This window comes from Prevotella intermedia ATCC 25611 = DSM 20706 (assembly GCF_001953955.1).
Lineage (GTDB): Bacteria > Bacteroidota > Bacteroidia > Bacteroidales > Bacteroidaceae > Prevotella > Prevotella intermedia.
Window position 1 is genome coordinate 214,623 of the sequence record NZ_CP019301.1, and the last position, 19,173, is coordinate 233,795.

Annotated in this window: 17 protein-coding genes; 3 read left to right on the top strand and 14 right to left on the bottom strand. The window is 46.3% G+C overall.

All coding sequences use genetic code 11. The features are described from left to right. Positions 1-20: 20 nt before the first annotated feature. The 5 genes from rpmA to BWX39_RS09510 form a co-directional block, all read right to left on the bottom strand. Complete coding sequence (rpmA, locus tag BWX39_RS09490) at positions 21-311, bottom strand: 50S ribosomal protein L27 (protein WP_014708378.1); 291 nt, start codon at positions 309-311, stop codon at positions 21-23. Positions 312-328: 17 nt separating this feature from the next. Beyond that, the gene (gene rplU / locus BWX39_RS09495; RefSeq protein ID WP_014708379.1) at positions 329-646 is read right to left on the bottom strand and encodes a 50S ribosomal protein L21; all 318 of its coding nucleotides are present in this window, start codon (positions 644-646) and stop codon (positions 329-331) included. Between the two features lie 152 nt (positions 647-798). Beyond that, on the bottom strand, positions 799-1,746 hold the full coding sequence (locus BWX39_RS09500) for an N-acetylmuramoyl-L-alanine amidase-like domain-containing protein (RefSeq protein WP_028905330.1): 948 nt from the start codon (positions 1,744-1,746) through the stop codon (positions 799-801). Continuing rightward, a complete protein-coding gene (locus BWX39_RS09505; protein WP_028905329.1) occupies positions 1,743-2,933 on the bottom strand; it encodes a DUF4421 domain-containing protein in 1,191 nt (396 codons plus the stop codon). The genes BWX39_RS09500 and BWX39_RS09505 overlap by 4 nt, the downstream gene beginning before the upstream one ends. Before the next feature lie 4 nt (positions 2,934-2,937). Next, positions 2,938-3,921 (bottom strand): Gfo/Idh/MocA family protein, encoded by a 984-nt coding sequence (locus tag BWX39_RS09510; protein ID WP_028905328.1) that lies wholly within the window; start codon positions 3,919-3,921, stop codon positions 2,938-2,940. A 134-nt stretch (positions 3,922-4,055) separates the two neighbouring features. Here BWX39_RS09510 and BWX39_RS09515 point away from each other — a divergent pair, with 134 nt between their 5' ends. Then, entirely contained in the window at positions 4,056-5,348 is a 1,293-nt protein-coding gene (locus BWX39_RS09515; RefSeq protein WP_028905327.1) for a M64 family metallopeptidase, read from the top strand. Between the two features lie 394 nt (positions 5,349-5,742). On the opposite strand, the gene buk is transcribed toward BWX39_RS09515, so the two are convergent. The 9 genes from buk to BWX39_RS09575 all read right to left on the bottom strand — a co-directional run bounded on the left by buk (position 5,743) and on the right by BWX39_RS09575 (position 16,907). After that, the gene (gene buk / locus BWX39_RS09525; RefSeq protein ID WP_028905326.1) at positions 5,743-6,807 is read right to left on the bottom strand and encodes a butyrate kinase; all 1,065 of its coding nucleotides are present in this window, start codon (positions 6,805-6,807) and stop codon (positions 5,743-5,745) included. Positions 6,808-6,813: 6 nt separating this feature from the next. Further along, entirely contained in the window at positions 6,814-7,728 is a 915-nt protein-coding gene (locus tag BWX39_RS09530) for a phosphate acyltransferase (RefSeq protein ID WP_028905325.1), read from the bottom strand. Between the two features lie 666 nt (positions 7,729-8,394). Further along, a complete protein-coding gene (locus tag BWX39_RS09540) occupies positions 8,395-9,123 on the bottom strand; it encodes a YebC/PmpR family DNA-binding transcriptional regulator (protein ID WP_014708454.1) in 729 nt (242 codons plus the stop codon). Between the two features lie 12 nt (positions 9,124-9,135). Continuing rightward, complete coding sequence (pheT, locus tag BWX39_RS09545) at positions 9,136-11,604, bottom strand: phenylalanine--tRNA ligase subunit beta (protein WP_028905324.1); 2,469 nt, start codon at positions 11,602-11,604, stop codon at positions 9,136-9,138. 586 nt (positions 11,605-12,190) lie between these two features. Then, positions 12,191-13,453: an acyloxyacyl hydrolase gene (locus BWX39_RS09555; protein ID WP_028905323.1), complete on the bottom strand. Its 1,263-nt coding sequence runs from the start codon at positions 13,451-13,453 to the stop codon at positions 12,191-12,193. Between the two features lie 36 nt (positions 13,454-13,489). After that, positions 13,490-14,263 carry a TatD family hydrolase gene (locus tag BWX39_RS09560; RefSeq protein ID WP_028905322.1) on the bottom strand — a complete coding sequence of 258 codons (774 nt, stop codon included), beginning with the start codon at positions 14,261-14,263 and terminating at the stop codon, positions 13,490-13,492. 69 nt (positions 14,264-14,332) lie between these two features. After that, positions 14,333-15,028 carry a hypothetical protein gene (locus tag BWX39_RS09565; RefSeq protein ID WP_028905321.1) on the bottom strand — a complete coding sequence of 232 codons (696 nt, stop codon included), beginning with the start codon at positions 15,026-15,028 and terminating at the stop codon, positions 14,333-14,335. 45 nt (positions 15,029-15,073) lie between these two features. Continuing rightward, entirely contained in the window at positions 15,074-16,048 is a 975-nt protein-coding gene (locus tag BWX39_RS09570; protein WP_028905320.1) for a polyprenyl synthetase family protein, read from the bottom strand. A gap of 64 nt (positions 16,049-16,112) precedes the next feature. Further along, positions 16,113-16,907 (bottom strand): energy transducer TonB, encoded by a 795-nt coding sequence (locus BWX39_RS09575; RefSeq protein WP_028905319.1) that lies wholly within the window; start codon positions 16,905-16,907, stop codon positions 16,113-16,115. 151 nt (positions 16,908-17,058) lie between these two features. Between BWX39_RS09575 and porQ the strand changes: the two genes are divergently transcribed. Both porQ and cmk read left to right on the top strand, forming a co-directional pair. Further along, entirely contained in the window at positions 17,059-18,003 is a 945-nt protein-coding gene (porQ, locus tag BWX39_RS09580; RefSeq protein WP_028905318.1) for a type IX secretion system protein PorQ, read from the top strand. Between the two features lie 37 nt (positions 18,004-18,040). After that, complete coding sequence (gene cmk / locus BWX39_RS09585) at positions 18,041-18,733, top strand: (d)CMP kinase (RefSeq protein WP_028905317.1); 693 nt, start codon at positions 18,041-18,043, stop codon at positions 18,731-18,733. Positions 18,734-19,173 lie beyond the last annotated feature (440 nt).

Consider the following 19,173-nt stretch of genomic DNA (forward strand, 5'->3'; position numbering starts at 1 on the left):
ATAGTTTTGTTTGTTTTGCTTTACGCTTCTGGTGTTTGTGTTTTTGCAGCGTATGCTTCTTCAGAGAGTACAGAAACCTTGCTCTTGTTGTACTTGCCTCTGTGGAAGTAAACGATACCGTTTGCGAGAGCGTAGAGAGTATCGTCTTTACCTTGTGCTACGTTTTCACCTGGGTAGTGCTTGTTACCGCGCTGGCGTACGATAATGTTGCCTGCGATAATCTTCTGACCACCTCCGATTTTAACACCTAAACGCTTTGAATGTGATTCGCGTCCGTTCTTAGAACTACCGACACCTTTTTTATGAGCCATTTCTTGTCCTCCTAAATTTAAGCGTTAATTGTTTTAATCTCTACCTGTGTGAAGTGTGAGCGATGACCGTTCTTCTTGCGGCTGTCCTTACGACGCTTCATCTTGAAGACGATTACCTTGTCACCCTTTACAAGTGGGTTTACCACCTCGGCTACTACTTTTGCACCACTGACAGTAGGTGCGCCAACTGTGACTGTTCCCTCGTTGTCTAAGAGCAGAACTTTGTCAAACTCAACAGTCTTGCCTTCTTCCGCATCTTTGATGTGGTTTACGAAGAGCTTCTTGCCTTCTTCGACTTTAAACTGCTGACCGTTAATTTCTACAATTGCGTACATTTTATTTATTGTAAACGGTTTGACCGATAGGCGGCGGAGCATCTTTCCCGCACTTATTCGAGCCTAAGCGGCATAAAAACTGTGCAAAGTTACGAATTTCCTTTTTATTAATGCTGTGTTTGTGCACTGCGAAGGGTGCGAATTAGGAAGAATTAACAAAGATTATCGAATATCAGCCTTGCCACACGTATGCCTGGGTTCTGCTGTCGCTGCATTAGATACTGGTAAAGGGTTTCTTTCGGTTCTACCACTTGCTTGCCGTTTTTCTTCAGACTCGATGCGTTCAGCAGGTGAAGTCCGTCGCTGTGCCACACGGCGAAGCCCAAATGCGTTGTGTCGAGGTTGCGTTTGTTGGTGGTAATGGCGATAATGTCGCCGTTGCGCACTACTTTGCGGAGCAACGCAGTGTTTGTAAGCTGGCTTTTGGGTATGTATCGCACCACTGTGCCGTTGGTTTGGTCTTCTATTTTCTTCAGTGCTGCCACGCGTTTTGGGTGGTTGCGCAGCATATCGTAGCTTTTGTAGTTCTCGCTCATGTAGTTTATCTTCAGCCGTTGTGTGGCGGTGAAGGGCGGATTCGGCGTTTCTATTTCCTTGACGAAGCCCATTTGCTGGTTGTCGGTTACCCACCACTGATAGTAGTGCAGTCGGTTTTCGTAAGAAAGGTGCCCCTGTCGGTAGCGAATGCTTTGCAACATACGTGTGAAATCGCTGAAACGGCTTTGGTTTCGGTCTACGCAGAGCAGCACAGCGATAACGTTTTCGAGGTAAGTAGTGCAGTCCATCTCCCTCGTGTTCACCACGAGCGTTTCCTCGCTGTTGCGGTCGAGCGTGTGTGCAACGTAGGGAATGCCGATGAAATGGCGTGCCACTTTCAGTATCATATCCTCCTTTGACAGTTTTGAACGTAAGGGTAGCAGGTCGGCAAGCAGGCGTTCTATACGGTCGGCGTCCGTTGTTGCAGCCTTTTTCGTGCCTTGTTGGCTGTGCTTTTGAGCTGCAAGGGCAGAGGCGTGGCGGACGGTTCGGGTGGTTGTTGCGTTGCCAACCGAGAGCAGGGCAAACATTGCGAGTGGCAGAAAAAATCTTATTGTCCTCATTTCGTTGCTGTTTTATCTTTGTTTTGCTTTGCTTTTCCTCGCTTTCCGAAGTTCATTCCGACGTAGAAATTCAGGTTTCCGAAGAGGTTGCGTGTAGAGAAATGTTCGCGGTGGTAGCTGAATGAGTGCATTATCAGACTTGTGCCAGCATACCATTTTGTGTTGTTCCACACCACTCCGAAGCGTGTTGTGCCGATGAAATTGATGTTGTTGGATATGATTCGGCGCAGCGAGAAGTTGTCTTCCAATATCTTTCCGCCGCTGTGCTTGTAGGCAAGACCGAGTGTTGCCGATGCTGCAAGCAGCCAGTTGTGTGCAAACACGTAGTTGTAGGCGTAGCCGCCGCTGACGGAAATGTTGGTATAGCGTATCTCTTCCGTTTCGAGCAAGTCCTCAATGTCTTCTATCTTGCCGTTTATCTTTAGGTGTTTGAAAGCCAAACGGTAAAATTCTGCCCAGTCAAACTTCAGCGTGTGCTTCGTGTAACCGATGCCGATGAGCGGACTGCCTGCCGATTTGCGCTGTGTGGTGCTTTGACTGAAGGCGGCAGGATAGGAGAAACGGCGATGATTGAATATATAGTAGATGTTGAAACCCTTTACTGTAGACTCCACTCCGTCGAATTCCATACCCTCCAAAGGGGTTGTGTCGATTTTGTCGTCCATCGACAAACGGCGTATCTTGAAGTCCTGTCCCGTCTTCCGATAATAGAGGTCGAAGCCTATTTTCGAACTGTAAAGACTCAAGTCGAACTCCTTTCGCTTCTGTTCCGTACTGTTGAAGAATGGGTGTTTAATGTCGATGGTGTAGCCAAGGAATATCCATCGCCACCCCAGATAGGGACCTATGCGTATCGCTGGTTCGGGTGCAAGGGTCAGATGGTGGCGTTGTTGGTTGTTCAGTACATACACTTCAAAGTTGTTGGTGTTCTGTATCATCGCCGTAAAGTTGTACCGTTGCGGTTCAATGTAGGTGGTATCAATGTCGTTCATCTTGCCCATTGTCTTTCCAATATTGCGCAAATGTCGGTGGAACCAGCGTTTTGTGGTGTCGGGTCGTTGCCATTTCACACTGTCGAGGCGTTGCCACTCTGTGCTTTCGGATATGTTTTTCCTACTGCTTTCTGCCCTTGTTGCGGGGGCGAAAAGCAGCATCAGCAAGCAGAATATGATGGCTTTGATGGGCATAGCGTCAGTATTTGCCTAAGATTCTGTCCATTACCCAGTTGGTAGGCGTAGCTTCTATGCTGTTGATTTCGCATTTACCGTAGCCTTGAAGGTCTTGCACCACCGCACGGATAAGGGGCTCTTGCACATAATGAGGGTTCTTTATGTCGAGGTATTGCATACCTTCGCTGGTGTAAAGGGTAATGGGTTCATAGTTGTAAATCGAGAAGATGACGCGCCCTTTCGTGCCGTAAATCTCGATACAGTCCTCCTTTGCACTCTCGTGAGCGGTGAAACTCCACGACCCACTGCCACAAAGTCCGCTTTCAAAGCGGAACACTGCGTTCACCGTATCTTCCACTTCGTACAGCCCAGTGCGGTTTGCGGTGTATCCGTGAGCCTTTACGATGACGCCGAACAGACTCTGAAGCAAGTCAATCTGATGGGGCGCAAGGTCGTAGAAATAGCCTCTGCCTGCCTCTTGGGGCTGCAATCGCCACGGCAGCTCGTCCGATTTGTCGTCTTCGAGTTCCGTTGCAGGCACGGCAAAGCGTATCTGCATAGTGAGCACCTTGCCGATTGCGCCACACTGCAAAATCTCTTTCACCTTCTTGAAATAAGGCAGATAGCGACGATAGTAAGCCACAAAGCAGGGCACGCCCGTCTGTTCGGACACGCGGTTGATGCGCACGCAGTCTTCGTACGACGCTGCCAACGGCTTCTCTATTAAGCAAGGCTTGCCTGCCCGCATCGCCATAATGGCGTAGGTGGCGTGCGCCGAGGGCGGCGTAGCGATGTAAATGGCGTTCACGTTAGGGTCGTTCACCAACAGTTGTGCGTCGGTGTACCAGCGTGGTATGCCGTGTTGGTTGGCGTAAGTGCGTGCGTTTCTGGCATTTCGGCTGCATACGGCTTCCACGTGCGACTCGGTTACAGCGTTGAAAGCTGCTCCCGACTTGCGTTCCGTAGCCTCTCCGCAGCCTATAAATCCCCAAGAAATATGCTTCATTATTGTTTCTTTTCTGCAAATTTACGAATTTTTTGCTGAATAATATCCCTGCCGTCTATAAATATATATAATGTGTAGACGAAATCGGAAAAATATTATTAAATTTGCAAACAAACGAAAAAACCTATTTGAAAATGAGGAAAATAAACTTATTGCTATTGCTCCTGCTTACTGGCACCTTTGCTTTTGCGCAGGATTTTCAACGCTATTTTGAAGATGCAACGTTGCGTATAGACTACAATTTCGCAGGAAACGCCCACCAACAAACCATTGCCGTGGACGAGCTTTGCCGTATGCCACGATGGTATGGTAAGAAACACAGGCTCAGCGAGTTGCCTTTGGAGGGCAACGGTCAGATTACGGTGCGCGACCACCGCACGAAGGAGGTAATCTACCGCAATTCTTTCTCTACGCTTTTTCAAGAATGGCTCACTTACGATGAGGCGAAGACCGTCAAGAAATCGTTCGAAAATGTTTTCCTCGTACCTTTCCCAAAAGATACTGCTGACGTTACCATCGAACTGCGCGACAACCGCCGCCGCGTAACGACAACGCTCACACACACCGTTGTGCCCACCGACATACTGATACGGCGCATCGGCGAGAAGTACGTAACGCCTTACGAAACTCTCCAAAAGGCTGCCGACCCCACACGCTGCATACACATTGCCTACATTGCAGAGGGCTACACCGACGCCGAAATGCCCGCTTTCCTCAACGATTGCCGCACGGCGATGGAGGCACTGTTTGCCCACGAGCCGTTCAAATCGTTGCGCAACCGCTTCAATGTGGTAGCCGTGAAGTCGCCATCGGCAGAGAGTGGCACGTCAATCCCTGGCAAAGGAATATGGAAGAACACCGCCCTACACTCCAACTTCGACACCTTTTACAGCGACCGATACCTTACAACGCTGCATCTGAAGACCCTCCACAACTGGTTGGCAGGCACACCTTACGAGCACATCATCGTGTTGGTGAACACCGAAAACTATGGCGGAGGAGGCATATTGAACTCGTACAACCTCTCTATGGTGCGCCACCCAGCTTTCAAGCCAGTTGTGGTACACGAATTCGGACACTCTTTTGCAGGCTTGGGCGACGAGTACGGCTACGGCGATATGCCTATGTATCCGCACGACATAGAACCTTGGGAACCCAACCTTACCACGCTTGTAGACCTAAAATCGAAGTGGGCGGATATGGTAACGAAGAATACACCGCTGCCAACGCCGCAGCCAGCCGACCTCGACAAGCCCAATGCGAAGCAAGATAAGTGGAAGATAGGTGCTTACGAGCCTGCGGGCTACTCTAAACACGGCGTTTACCGTGCCTTTCCCGACTGTCGTATGCGCACAAACCAGAACCCCAACTTTTGCCCAGTGTGCCAACGCGCCATCACAAAGTTGGTTAAGTTCTACACGGAATAAAGAATTTGGAACAGTTTATCGTATTTCTAGTTCCAAAGAAAAATGGAGGGTATCTATAATTTCTAGTTTTCCTAGAATCCTCTAGAAACTCTAAGATAGAGCTTAACAATAGCCTTGATTTTGTAAAGATACTTCCGAAGAAAAACAGCAATTTCGATTTGGCACTGCGAAAGCGGCTCTTTTGCAACGTAAAACATACGCTTTTACCGTGCAAAAGAGCCGCTTTTGGAATGCAAAACAATAGGTTTTGCAATGCGTTGATAGCGAGTTGGTTACGCAATAGTTACGCTTGTGAAAAATATTTACACTTTTCTTGCAGCAGTTTATTGCATTCCTGCCACCAACGTGGCTATGTATTGGGTGTTGCGAGCGTGATGATTCACGCCCCAACGGTTTAGTAAACCTTTACTTCCTGCTTGCCTTCCAACGCCGCCAAGGCATTCTCTGTGAGGGCGAGCATTTCGTCCTGACCAGGGTAAACCACGACGGGGGCAAGGTAGCTGATGCGCTTTTTCAGTTCGCCAACAAGGTATTCGCTGTAACACATACCACCTGTGAGGATTACGGCGTCTATCTTTCCGCAGAGCACAGCACCTTCGGCAGCAATCGCCTTCGCCACGTTCCATATCATAGCCGATATGATGAGCTGTGCGTGGTCGTCGCCTGCGTCGATGCGTTTCCTTATTTCTCGGAAGTCGTTGGTGCCCAAGTGTGCGAGCAAACCGCCTTGCGAGCATATCTTCTTTATCATTTGCTCCTCGCTGAGTCCGCTGTTGTAGCACAAACGAACGATTTCGAGCATAGGCAGCGTACCTGTACGCTCTGGCGAGAAAGGTCCGTCGCCCGACAAAGCGTTGTTGGCGTCGATGGCACGTCCCTGCTGATGGGCTGCGAAAGAAATGCCACCGCCGAGGTGAGCGATAATAAGGTTCAGCTTTTCGTACGATGTATTGTTTTCGCGTGCATAGCGGCGAGCCACTGCTTTCTGGTTCAGTGCGTGCCAAATGCAGATGCGTGGAACTTCAGGAAGTCCAGTAACGTGTGCTTCGGGTGCCATTTCGTCTACCACACCGGGGTCGGCAATGAAGCTCTGGCAGCCGGGTATCATCTCTGCAATCTCGTATGCCAACTTGCAACCGAGGTCGCATGGGTGTTGGTGAGGGGCTGTTCGCTGGTCTTCAATCATCTCTGGCGTAACTCTATATACACCACTTTCAACAGCCTTAGCAAGTCCGCCACGCCCTACGACAGCATCGAAGTCGAGCGGAATGTTGCGGCGTTCCAATTCCTGAAGTATGTGTTGCTTACGGTATTCATACTGGTCGAATATGGTATGAAAATGTTCAAGGTCGCTGCGCAAGTGCTTTACATCTTCTACGAAAAGCGGTTCAATGTCGTGGGCTACCGATATTTTGGTAGAAGTAGACCCAGGGTTAATCGCTAAAATCTTGTATGCCATATAGTATTAATTGTTTGATTTAGAGATGATAGTGGCAAGTGCCATACTGTAAAACTTCGATGTTACGGTATCGCCGCGGCTTGCCAGCACCACAGGAACCTGCGTGCCCTGCAATACGGCTGCGGTTTCGGCTGCTGCAAAGAGCGTTATGGCTTTGTAGAACACGTTGCCAGCCTCGATGTCGGGGAAGATTACGGCATCGGCTTCTCCCTCTATGGGCGAATCAATCTTCTTGTCTGCCAGTGCTTCTGCCGAGCACGACGTCTTCAAATCGAGCGGCCCGTCTACGATACAGTCGCCGAAAGCACCGTCGGCAGCCATCTTTTTCAGTTCCAAATAGCCTTCTGTATAAGGGAAATGCTTTCCGTCGGGCTTTTCAGAACAGTGAATGAGCGATATTTTAGGCTGCTCGATGTGGAACGCGTGGCAGAAATCGGTAACGTATCGTATCTGTGCCATACGCTGTTCCTGCGTAGGATGCGGAATGACGGCAGGGTCGGTGAAGAACAAAAGTTTCGGATACGTGGGCAGTTTGGCTGCCGTGATGTGTGTCAGCACGCTGCCTTTGGGCAATATTCCCTTTTCTTTGTCAAGAATGGCACGCAACAGCACATCGGTATTCACGAAGCCTTTCATCAGCGCATCGGCACGTCCTTCTCGCACAAGTGCCACTGCTTTCTCGGAAGCGTCCTGCGGATTGTCTGCAAAAAGAATTTCGTATTTGCCTTCGTATTTTTCTGCTGTCTGCTGCGAACATACCAAAATGGGATTGGCAAATCCCGCTTCGTATGCCATTTCTACAGCTTCGAGCGTGTGGCTGTCTTCCGCCCACACAATTGCAACATTCTTCTTGTTGCCAGTTTCCTTCAGATTTTCCACCAACTGTGAAAAGTCTGCAATTCTGCTTGTGTTGTTCTTCATATTCCTCCTTTATTTATTGAAAAGGTTTGATTGTCTTGTTCTATGCCTACAAAGATACAAAAAGGTATTTATTTAACAAGAAACGTATTTTACAAAATAAACATTTTTTGATATTTTAAGAAATTAACGCAGGGACTTCGCAGTATTTTAGTTTTTTAGAAGATATACGTAGCAAAATGAAAGCATAAGGCTGTATTATCAGCTTTTTGCTTTTTGCCAATGCCAAACTTCCCCTCTTGTTTTGTAAAGATTATTCCGAAGAAAAACGCTAATTTCGATTTGACATTGCGAAAGCGGCTCTTTTGCAACGCAAAACAGCCGCTTTTACCGCGCAAAACCTACGCTTTTGCAACGCAAAATAATAGGTTTTATAAAACGTTGATAATGAAATAGTTATGCAATAGTTTGGCTTGTGAAAAATATTTACACCTTTCTTTGGCGTTTTTAAGGTACCTAGCGAGTTTTTGCAGCGTGGTATTTCCCCTACAAAATATTGATTGTTCTGCTCTGTTTGTGTTTGTTTGATGATATTCAGCAGTAATGCGTTGTTGCTAAAGCCACTTTGTTGACGCTAAGAAAGAAAGGCGATGGAGTAGTATAAAGAAAAAGCCAACCCCATTATTGGTGGGGTTGGCTTTTGTATTTTCTATGATGCTGCGGAGCGTTTTACTCTGCTGGTTTCATATTTGTGTAAACATTCTGTACGTCGTCGAAGTCTTCGAGCTTTTCAATCATCTTGTCGATGGTTTCGCGTTCTTCGTCGGTAACGTCCTTTAGGTCGTTCGGAATGCGGGTGAATTCGGCAGAGGTGATTTCAAAACCATTGTCTTCCAAGTGCTTTTGTATTTCGCCAAAGCTGGTAGGCTCGCCGTAAATGGTGATTTCGCCTTCTTCATCGTCTTGGTCGAACTCGTCTTCTACACCGTAATCGATGAGGTCGAGAATGAGTTCTTCCATATCAATGCCTTCCTTAATCTTGAAAGAGAACACGGCTTTGTGGTCGAAAAGGAATGCCAACGAGCCTTGTGTGCCGAGTGTTCCGTTGAATTTGTTGAAGACAGAGCGGACATCGCCCACGGTGCGGGTGGTGTTGTCGGTCAGCGTGTCTACAAAGATGGCTATTCCGTGAGGGCCGTATCCTTCGTATGGCACCTCTTTATAGTCGCTCGTGTCCTTGCCCATTGCGTTCTTAATGGCGCGCTGGATATTGTCTTTTGGCATATTCTCGCGTTTGCAGGTTGCGATGATAGCACGCAAGCGCGGGTTGGTTTCAGGTTCAGGACCGCCTGCCTTTACGGCAATGGCAATTTCTTTACCTAATTTTGTAAACGTGCGAGCCATGTGGCCCCATCTCTTTAGCTTTGCAGCCTTGCGATATTCAAATGCTCTTCCCATTGGAATTGTGTTTTATCGGAGTTCTGCTCCGAGTTTTGTTGTTATGTTTTTAATTAATTTCTGCATAATGGCGTCAATGGCTTTGTCGTTCAAAGTCTTCGTCTCGTCTTGAAGTATGAAGTTCACGGCGTAGCTCTTTTTGCCTTCGGGGAGGTTCTTGCCCTCGTAAACGTCGAAGAGTTCGACTTTCTTCAGAAGTTTCTTTTCGCTCTGGCGGGCAATCTCTTCTATCTGTGCAAACTCGATGTTGGAATCCAACAAGAGTGCCAAGTCGCGGCTGACGCTTGGATATTTCGATATTTCCTGGAACTGCAGCTTGTTCTTGCGAATGGCTTTCATCAGCTCTGTCCAGTTCACATCGGCATAGAAAACAGCCTGTGCGATGTCCATTTTCTTCAATAGCTTGTGGCTCAAGATACCCATTTCAACGATGGTTTTACCGCCGCGGGTCTTCAGTTCCATACCTTTGTCGAAGATGTTGTTCTGCGATGTTTCGGCAACAAGTGCGTTTTGTGCCATTCCAACACGGCGTAGAATGTTCTCAACGTTGGCTTTCAGTTCGTAGAAAGTGCTTTCCTCATCGGCGTGTGCCCACGAACCCTGCACGCGTTTGCCCGTTATCCAGAGTGCCAAATGGTATTCTTGGCGGTATGCCTTGATAGGGTTTTCCTCGCTCCACTTGTCTTGTTCGTACCTGTAAGTATTGCCGACTTCAAAGAATCTTAGGTTTTGCGCCTTGCGGTTCACGTTGCGGCGAATGCTTTCCAAGCCACCAAAGAGCAGTGTCTGGCGCATTACACCCAAGTCGCTCGATAGCGGATTCATTATCTTTACGGTCTGTTCCCACGGATAGGCATTGAGTTCTGTGCCCTCATAGTAAGCCTGTGCGGTAAGCGAGTTGTTCAATATCTCGTTGAAACCTGCGCCGACAAGCTGCTCGCTCACGATATCTTCCCTGTGGAAGTTCTTGTCTGCCTCTTCGGCGATGGTGAGAGAAGACTTCAGTTCGGTTGGAATTTCAACGTTGTTGTAGCCGTAAATGCGGAGAATATCCTCGATAACGTCGCACGGACGCTTTACATCTACACGGTAGGGAGGCACGATAAGGTCGAGTCCTTCGGCATCTTCCTTCACGATTTCCATTTCAAGACTTGTTGCAATGCTCTTAATCGTGTCGGCTCCGAGCTGTTTTCCGATAAGGCGGTCGGCATATTCGTAGTTCAAACGAACAGGGAAACCTTCCATTTTCGTAGGATATACGTCGCAAACTTCCATACTTACCTTGCCGCCTGCCAGCTCTTTGCAGAGAATGGCTGCTTGCTTGAGGGCATAAATGGTTCCGTTGGGGTCGATTCCACGCTCGAAACGGAAGCTCGAATCGGTAGAAAGACCGTGGCGACGCGCACTCTTGCGAATCCAAGTAGGGTGGAAGTAGGCACTTTCCAACACTACGTTGCGTGTGTTTTCGTATGTTCCGCTGCCTTTTCCGCCGAATACTCCGGCAATGCACATTGGTTCTTCGGCGTTGCAAATAGCAAGGTCGTGCTCGCCAAGCGTGTGTTCCTCGCCGTCGAGCGTGATGAACTTCTTGCCTTCGTTCTTGTCTTTCACGATGATTTGCCTACCTGTTACCATGTCTGCATCGAAGCAGTGCATAGGTTGTCCGTAAGCCATCATAATGTAGTTGGTAATGTCTACAATGTTGTTGATGGGGCGAACGCCAATTACATTGAGCCTGTCTTTCAGCCATTGTGGGCTTTCCTTTACCTCGCAATCGGTGATGCTGAGGCACGCATAGCGGCGGCAGGCGTCAGGGTTTTCTATCTTTACTTTGATAGGAAGGTCGTTGTTGTCTACCGCAAACTTATCGCAGTCGGGGCGGTGCAACGATGTTTCGTATCCGTTTTGCTTCAACCACGCGTAAAGGTCGCGTGCTACGCCGTAATGGCTCAACGCATCGGCACGGTTGGCAGTAATGTCTATTTCAATGAGCCAGTCGCTATCGAGCTGGTAATACTCTGCTGCAGGCATACCCACTTGTGCATCTTCGGGCAGAACAATGATGCCGTCGTGGCTTGTTCCTACGCCGATTTCGTCTTCAGCACAAATCATTCCCAAGCTCTCGACGCCTCTCAGCTTGCTTCTCTTGATAGTGAAAGAGTCGTCGCCATCGTACAGTACGCAGCCTAAATCTGCTACAATAACCTTTTGTCCTGCTGCTATATTGGCTGCACCGCATACTATTTGCTGTGGCTCGCCTTTGCCAAGGTCTACCGTTGTAACGTGTAAGTGGTCAGAATTGGGGTGTTCCTCGCAGGTAAGCACCTTGCCTACAAAGAGTCCTTTCAGTCCGCCACGGATAGTTTCAACCTCTTCTACGCTTCCAACTTCCAATCCTGTTGAGGTCAGCGCAGCCGCTAAATCCTGTGGTTCAAGGTCGAAATCAACGTATTCCTTTAGCCATTTATATGAAATATTCATTTATGTTGTTGTTTTTTATTTATCTATGTAAATTGAATGTTGCATTAAGTTAAGTGCAAAAGTACTAATTTTCATCAATATACACAAATCATATAACAAGCATTTTTATTATAAGTACGTGAGTGCGGTATGAGAACTGCGCCAATATATTATTTATAAGATACTTTAAGAAGGAATCGGCAATGATTTAATAGGCTTATAATCAAAAAGAAATGGAGTTTCTTTGTCCTCGAACTATTACCCCAAACTCGCCTTGCTTTATGAACGGAAAGAAGGCAATAGAGGTGTAAATATTTTTCGCAAGAGTAACTGTTGTATAACAACCTGTATATCAGCGCATTGTAAAACCTATTGTTTTGCGTTCCAAAAGCGTAGGTTTTGCACGGTAAAAGCGGCTGTTTTGCGATGCAAAACAGCCGCTTTCGCAATGCAAAAACGCAGTTATCATTTTTTAAGAGAATTATCTTTACAAAGCTGAACTGAAAAACTCTCTGAAGAACATCTATGAGATTGCTTGCTCAATCTGCTTTTCTTATGCCGAACTTACATAATAAATGTGCTTTAGAACCTGCCTATCGAGCTACTTTTAAAGGCGGAAAGGGTAGGTTATGACAAGTTCGGTAAAGTCTGCCTTTGTGGTATGCGCCTTTACGTTGATGCCTAATTTAAGTCCATTTAGCGATGGAAACGAATAGTTTACGCCAATCCGTTCGTATATTCTTCCGCCTAATTCCCTATCTATTGAGCCCATTCTTCGATACAAATAGGTTCCTAAGGCAACGTTTACCGATAGGTTATGAAAGAAAGTTTCGTGTTTCCCTGCAATGCCAAACGACCAAGGCTTACAATCTATGTTGTTGCCTTCTTTCCGTTCCAATTGCTCTATGTGTGGTGCGTATGTGTTGTAGAAGGCATCTATGCCTATACCCGACGCCCATCTGCGTGCATAACGGTACATTAAATTAGCCTGCAGTGAATAGGTTGCGTATCGTTTGAAATCTCCAGTGCGGTAGTTGGGGTCTGTTTTTGGCGTGCGGAATTGTGTTATTTGCCAATCTTCGACCAAAGTCTTGGCACCAATACCCGCTGTTAAGTCAAGGTACAGAAACTTTTTGAAGGGTGCTGATTGGAAGCTGCCGTGCTCTCTGATGAATGTTTCGTAATAAGGATAATAAACAATTCCGACCGACGGACCTACACAATTTGAGCCTTTGTTTGGACGATAGAGTGCGCCGTTGCTATGATGGACAAACTCTAAGCTGGCTCTTACACCCCATTCTCGGGCAAAGCGATAGGTTTGATGAATGCCTGCTCCAAAGTATATAAGGATGGGCGTTCCTATGAAGTCGTTGTCTATATTGTTGTCTTTATTGTACCATTTGTTGGTATAGCCAACTCCACCGCTTAACGAATAGGACGTTTCCCAGTGCTTGTTGCGGTGTATGGCGCGTTGGAAAGTGCCGTACAGCGAGAGTGTATTGCCTAAGCGGGAGTCGTATGGAACTTCTTCTATCTTATCCCAAGCTAAATCGGGAGTGCGATGAAAGAGCACACGGTTGTTCATCGTGTAGCGTAAACCGATGGATAGGGAAGGGTAGTTGTAATCTTTTGCGTATGAATCGTGGTCGGAAGGGAGATTGATATGGTTCAGTTCCAATGCAACAGAGCCATTTTCTTTCTCTTTTAAGTATTTGCGTTGGTTTTTATCTAAAGCAATAATTTCGCTTTTCATCACACTTACGGTGAAGCCCCAATGCCGTATTGAGTCTTTTTCAATAGCTTCTGCCTGTGTTGCTACATAGACAAATGCTATCAGTAAAATGCCTTTCAGACCAAGATGAGAAACCATAAGCAAGTAAGATATAAAGTTTAGTGCATTCAGAACTTAGCAAAAGCCGAATATCCGTTCTACGTTCTTGTTCGTTTGTGTGGCTATTTCGTTCTCCGTTGTGCCATATACTTCTGCCAATTTAGCGACAACGTGCACCAAGAACGAACTTTCGTTGCGCTTTCCACGCAATGGAACGGGTGCCATATAGGGCGAATCGGTTTCGAGAACAATGCGTTGCAGGGGGACAGACTTCAATGTTTCAGGAAGGTTTGCCTTCTTGAAGGTAAGCACTCCGCCTATTCCCAATACGAAATTGTTGAACGTCAGCAACTCTGCCGCCTCTTTTTCGTTTCCCGTAAAACAGTGGAAAACGCCGCCTGGAAGCTGGTCTTGATACTTTCTGAGTATTTTTACCATTTCGTTTTGTGCCTTTCTGCAGTGTATCATCAACGGCAAACGTGTTTCGACCGACCATTTTACCTGTTCTTCAAAAGCCTCTAACTGCTCTTTCTCAAACTCTCTGCTCCAATAAAAGTCCAATCCCACTTCGCCGACAGCAATGTAGTTGTGGTCTGCAAGCAGCACTGCTTTCATCTTTTCGAGCACTTCCCGATAGTCAGCCTTTACTTCTTCGGGGTGCAAACCCAACATCGGATAGGCGAAATCGGGAAATTGCTTGCAGACATTGCCCATCATTTCGATAGAGTTTAAGTCGATTGCAGGCACGAAAACCTTTGAAACGCCAACGCTTTTGGCTCGTTCCACCACCTCTTGAATGTCCTCTTTAAATTCTATTCCATCTAAGTGCGTGTGTGTATCTATTATCATATTCTTCTTAATTGCAATGTTTTATCTTTGTTTATTATAGTCGGTTGCAGTCTTTGCTGTCGTCGTTTGTTACAGCTTTTCCTCGTTTCTCCTATAATAATATATAACACCGAACTTACGGCATTGGTCGTATCGCTCTTTAGGGGGGAGGTCTGCAAAGTGCGCTTCAATGACGTTCCACAGCTCTAAAATCAGTTCGTCGATGGTCGGACGCAGCTTTGCCATTACTTGATTGTCTTTGTTGGTGCGCTCTTGCAGTTTCCGTTGTGCCGTATAGGCTTCGTTGTAAATGTCGAAATGCGTTGCCACCATTCCTATCGAAGGGTTGTAAATGGGTTTTCCACCTTGCTTTACCCTTTCTTTTTCGCCTGCAATGATTTGCGGTCCCCATAGCAACAGCCCGTCGGCAGATTTTATATTGGGCAGCGACGTTGCGTCTTCGTTTAGTCCGTAGAGCGGCAGCTGCTTCCGTTTTATTTCTCCACGCTCTACCGACATCAGCAAAACCTGTATGAAATGGCTAAGATACATACTGGCGCGATACTGCAGACCGTCCATCTTCTTTGCATTCCTGACTTGCGCCGACATCGATATTCTATATTGTTCGGTGGCTGTGAGCAAGCGGTCGTGAAGCGGTTGGGCACTATTTATCAGTTTCCAATCAATGAATTTGTTTCTTACGGTGTAAATATCATTGTTGTCCAATAGTGTCTTCAGTGCCTTCAGTCGGGCTGCATCAGTCTTGGGTAAACGTCTGTACGGCATATAAGGAACGGTGATTAAATGTAAATGAGCAAAGATAGACGGAACTTATCTTTGGCGTTTCATCATTTCTGCTGCGTATGCTACCAATGCTTCCTTCCGTTCATCGGGCAGTTTTACAGCATCAAGGAACTTCTTTCCCTGCTCGTAATAGAAGCCCATCTTCTCTTTAGCGAGTTTATCTACACCGATTTCGTTGTACAACCGTGTTACGGCAGCAATTTTTTCTTCGGTGTCGAAGTCGCTCTTGTTAATCCACTTTTCGAGTTCGGCTCTCTGTTCAGCATTTGCTTGGTTGAAAGCGGTGATGAGCATATAAGTCTTTTTGTTCGATGTTATGTCGCCTCCAATCTTCTTTCCGAACACTTTCGCATCGCCGTACACATCGAGATAATCGTCTTGGAGCTGGAAAGCCAATCCTATTTGTTCGCCAAACTTGTACAGGTTCTCTGCATCTTCCTTGCTTGCATCGGCTAAGATAGCCCCCATCTTTGTTGCACAAGCAAGCAACACACTGGTTTTAAGGCGTATCATCTCGATGTATTCCTCTACTGTAACATCGTTACGCATCTCAAATTCCATATCGTATTGCTGTCCTTCGCCTATCTGTAATGCCGTTTCGGTGAAGAGATGCAGGGCTGCTTCAAGGTGTTTCGTGTCGCATTTAGCCAATCGTTCGTAAGCCAAGACCAACATAGAGTCGCCTGAAAGCACGGCTTGGTTGTCGTTCCACTTCTTGTGTACGGTTTGTTGTCCGCGTCTTAATGGAGCTTCGTCCATGAGGTCGTCGTGCAGAAGCGTATAGTTATGATAGGTTTCCAATGCACAAGCAGCCGACAGAATGTCTTTCGGATTATCTTTGTATAGGTTGTAACTCAACAACATCAGGATAGGACGTATGCGTTTGCCGCCTAAATCCAATACATATTTAATGGGTTCGTATAGGCTTGCAGGCTTACGGTCGTAGGCAAGGCTGTCTAAATAATGGTTTACAATTTCCAAAAGTTCCTTAGATGTGTACATATCGAAATGGATTTTATATTATCTGAATTGAATTTTAATTGTCTTGCAGGCAAGTAGTTGCTACTTACAAACTAAACACGATGGGTATTTCTAATAACGATTTGCAAGGTTTATTATTTTGTATGCCGGGCTTCCATTTGCCCATTGTGCGCACAACTTTCAATACTTCTTGCTCAAAATCGGTATTCTTTGCTTCTTTAACCTTAATGTCGCTCACGGTTCCGTCGGCGTTTACAATGAAGGTAACGCTCACTGTGCCTTGCTGTTTGGCTTGCTTGGCAGTGTCAGGATACTTTATATTCTTGGTGAGCCACGTCATAAAAAAGCTCCAACCGCCTGGCGGAGTTGGCGTTTCAGACAGAATGCGCTTGCTTACCTTGTCGTCGTAGCGTTCTATTCTCTTGTCTGCATCGTCTTCTGTAAACTTGTTGGTTTCCTTTTTATCCACCTCTTCCACCTTGGTAGGGTCGGGTAGGTTGCTCTCCTGCTGCGTAAGGATTGGCGTATCGCTGATGTTTGGTGCAGCTGTTCTTTCGTCGTTCGACTCTGTATTGCCCACTTCGTGGGGTGTAACCTTTTGCGGAATATCGCTCCGTTTAACGTTTAGCATATCCTCAAGAGTGGGCTTTCTTTCGTCTTTCTCTTTCGCCAAGTTCTGTTGGTCGATAGCGGGCAGCATCTCTTGGTCGTGCAGTTTCAGGTCTTTCAGTAGGTTGGCATTCGCTTGTTTCTCCTCGTCTCCTTGTGTGGAATACTCTATTGCAACAAAGAAAACAGACAATGCGACTGTCAGACCAAGCACAAATCTTATCCAACGCTTGTTCTCTAAATCTGCATTATTTGACTTCTTTGTTTCCACATCTAAACACTAAATCCCGTCATACAACGTTATATGCTATATGCAGGGCAATAAGCTAAGAGTTTTATATGCCGACTGCATAATCGACAGACAAAATTAATAAGATATTCGGAAAAAGATGTATCTTTGCCAATAAATTAAAGTACATTAAATGAAAAAGCTTGTTTTCGCCCTTTTTCTTGGGTTATTCTCAACCATATCGCAAGCACAGGAAAGTCAAACGGAATACAACTTCCTGCGTTTACCTGTCAGTGCGCGTGCTGCTGCATTGGGTGGCAACAATATATCGATTATAGAGGACGACCCTTCGCTTATGTTTTCGAACCCAGCCTTGGCGGCATCGGTCAGCGATAGAACACTTGGGCTCAGCTATATGAACTATATGAAGGGAGCAAACTATATGGGAGCTTCTTTCACGAGAGCAATGAACGATAAGGCTACGCTTGCCGGCGGCATTCAGTATATGAACTACGGAAAGATGAAAGAAGTAGACGAGAACAACGTGCAGACGGGCGAGTTCAGTGCAAGCGAGATTGCTGTTGAGGCTGTTTTCGCCTATGAATTGGCACGCAACTTGGTCGGTGGCATCACAGGAAAGTTCATAACATCGTATATTGGAAGTTATAACAGCATAGCCGTGGGCGTGGATTTGGGCTTGAATTGGTACGACCCAGAGCGCGAATGGTCGGTGTCGGCTGTTGCAAAGAACCTTGGCGGACAGGTAAAGGCGTATGATGACAATTTCGGAAAAATGCCTTTCGACCTGCAAATAGGTGTCAGCAAAACGTTTGCTGCGCTTCCTGTGCGTGTGTCGGCTACGCTCGTAGACCTTACGCATTACGATTACCGATTTATAAACCACCTGAATCTGGGTGCTGAAATTCTGCTTTCAGAAAGTCTATGGGTAGGCGGTGGCTACAATTTCCGTAGAGGAAACGATATGAAAGTGGGAGTTGGCGACGATGAAAGCAGCCACGGAGCAGGTTTCAGTGTTGGTGGAGGCATCAACCTCGAACGCTTCAAGCTGAATGTATCGTATGGTAAATACCACGCATCGAGCAACTCCATTATGGTGAATTTCGCCTACACACTTTAATATTATAGGAATAAGAAACAAAAAGAACAGATATTAGATGAAGAAGATAACAATTGCCATTGACGGCTTCTCTTCGTGTGGAAAGAGCACAATGGCAAAGGATTTGGCATGCGAATTGGGTTATGTTTACGTAGATACGGGCGCAATGTATCGTTGTGTAACGCTTTATGCCCTGCGGCACGGACTGTTTCGTGCAGATGGCACAATCAACCTGCCTCAATTGGAAGCCGAAATTCCGAATATAAATATAAGTTTCAAGCTCAACAAGGAAACGGGTCGCCCCGACACCTATCTTAACAATGAGAATGTAGAGAGCGAAATCCGCACGATGGAAGTATCGTCGCATGTCAGCCCTATTGCAGCCGTTCCGTTTGTGCGTGCAGCACTTGTTGCGCAACAGCAGAAGATGGGCGAAGACAAAGGCATCGTTATGGACGGCCGTGATGTTGGTACGGTGGTATTCCCGAATGCCGAACTGAAGATATTTGTAACGGCTTCGGCTGAAGTAAGAGCGCAGCGTCGTTACGATGAACTCAAGGCAAAGGGCATGGAAGCTGACTTCGAGGAGATATTGGAGAACGTAAAGCAACGCGACTATATAGACTCGCATCGCGAAGTGTCGCCTATGCGCAAAGCCGATGATGCCATCGAGCTGGATAATAGCCATATCAGCATAGCCGAACAGAAGCAATGGCTCATAGAGCAATATAAGCGAGTGTGCGGCGAATAACGTTTGCCACATATTTGGCATAAACAATTAAAGCTGGAAAGAAAACCATTCTTTCCAGCTTTTTGATTTATAAGCAGATTATAGAAGATATCTTTATAGTTTGTATCTTTTAGTTGAGGGAATTGTTTCTTGTATCTTTCATTTGTGCAGTTCGCTATGCGAATGAAATAGAAAGGAATTATTTCATTTTGTGGACTTAAACTACAAGAACTTCATACCAATAGCTTTTTGAACTATTCCTGTAAATGTAATATCTCTTAAAGGATTATTGATATTATATCCTTTTCCATACTTGATTTATCTTTATGCCTTTCTTTTCACAAAGAGTAAGAAATCTGTTCCACGACATTTTCGTTTGGCGCCATTGTGTATAGGTGAATACTGTAGCAATACTGCCTGTCTTTATTGGGAGTTGAACACCTGTGTTGTGATATCTGTTC

Coding starts and splice junctions, on each gene's coding strand:
- BWX39_RS09510 (WP_028905328.1), bottom strand. CDS start 3,921: ATGAAGCATATTTCTTGGGGATTTATAGGCTGCGGAGAGGCTACGGAA.
- buk (WP_028905326.1), bottom strand. CDS start 6,807: ATGGCATACAAGATTTTAGCGATTAACCCTGGGTCTACTTCTACCAAA.
- BWX39_RS09530 (WP_028905325.1), bottom strand. CDS start 7,728: ATGAAGAACAACACAAGCAGAATTGCAGACTTTTCACAGTTGGTGGAA.
- cmk (WP_028905317.1), top strand. CDS start 18,041: ATGAAGAAGATAACAATTGCCATTGACGGCTTCTCTTCGTGTGGAAAG.
- BWX39_RS09515 (WP_028905327.1), top strand. CDS start 4,056: ATGAGGAAAATAAACTTATTGCTATTGCTCCTGCTTACTGGCACCTTT.
- porQ (WP_028905318.1), top strand. CDS start 17,059: ATGAAAAAGCTTGTTTTCGCCCTTTTTCTTGGGTTATTCTCAACCATA.
- BWX39_RS09500 (WP_028905330.1), bottom strand. CDS start 1,746: ATGAGGACAATAAGATTTTTTCTGCCACTCGCAATGTTTGCCCTGCTC.
- BWX39_RS09570 (WP_028905320.1), bottom strand. CDS start 16,048: ATGTACACATCTAAGGAACTTTTGGAAATTGTAAACCATTATTTAGAC.
- pheT (WP_028905324.1), bottom strand. CDS start 11,604: ATGAATATTTCATATAAATGGCTAAAGGAATACGTTGATTTCGACCTT.
- BWX39_RS09565 (WP_028905321.1), bottom strand. CDS start 15,028: ATGCCGTACAGACGTTTACCCAAGACTGATGCAGCCCGACTGAAGGCA.
- BWX39_RS09560 (WP_028905322.1), bottom strand. CDS start 14,263: ATGATAATAGATACACACACGCACTTAGATGGAATAGAATTTAAAGAG.
- BWX39_RS09540 (WP_014708454.1), bottom strand. CDS start 9,123: ATGGGAAGAGCATTTGAATATCGCAAGGCTGCAAAGCTAAAGAGATGG.
- rplU (WP_014708379.1), bottom strand. CDS start 646: ATGTACGCAATTGTAGAAATTAACGGTCAGCAGTTTAAAGTCGAAGAA.
- rpmA (WP_014708378.1), bottom strand. CDS start 311: ATGGCTCATAAAAAAGGTGTCGGTAGTTCTAAGAACGGACGCGAATCA.
- BWX39_RS09555 (WP_028905323.1), bottom strand. CDS start 13,453: ATGGTTTCTCATCTTGGTCTGAAAGGCATTTTACTGATAGCATTTGTC.
- BWX39_RS09505 (WP_028905329.1), bottom strand. CDS start 2,933: ATGCCCATCAAAGCCATCATATTCTGCTTGCTGATGCTGCTTTTCGCC.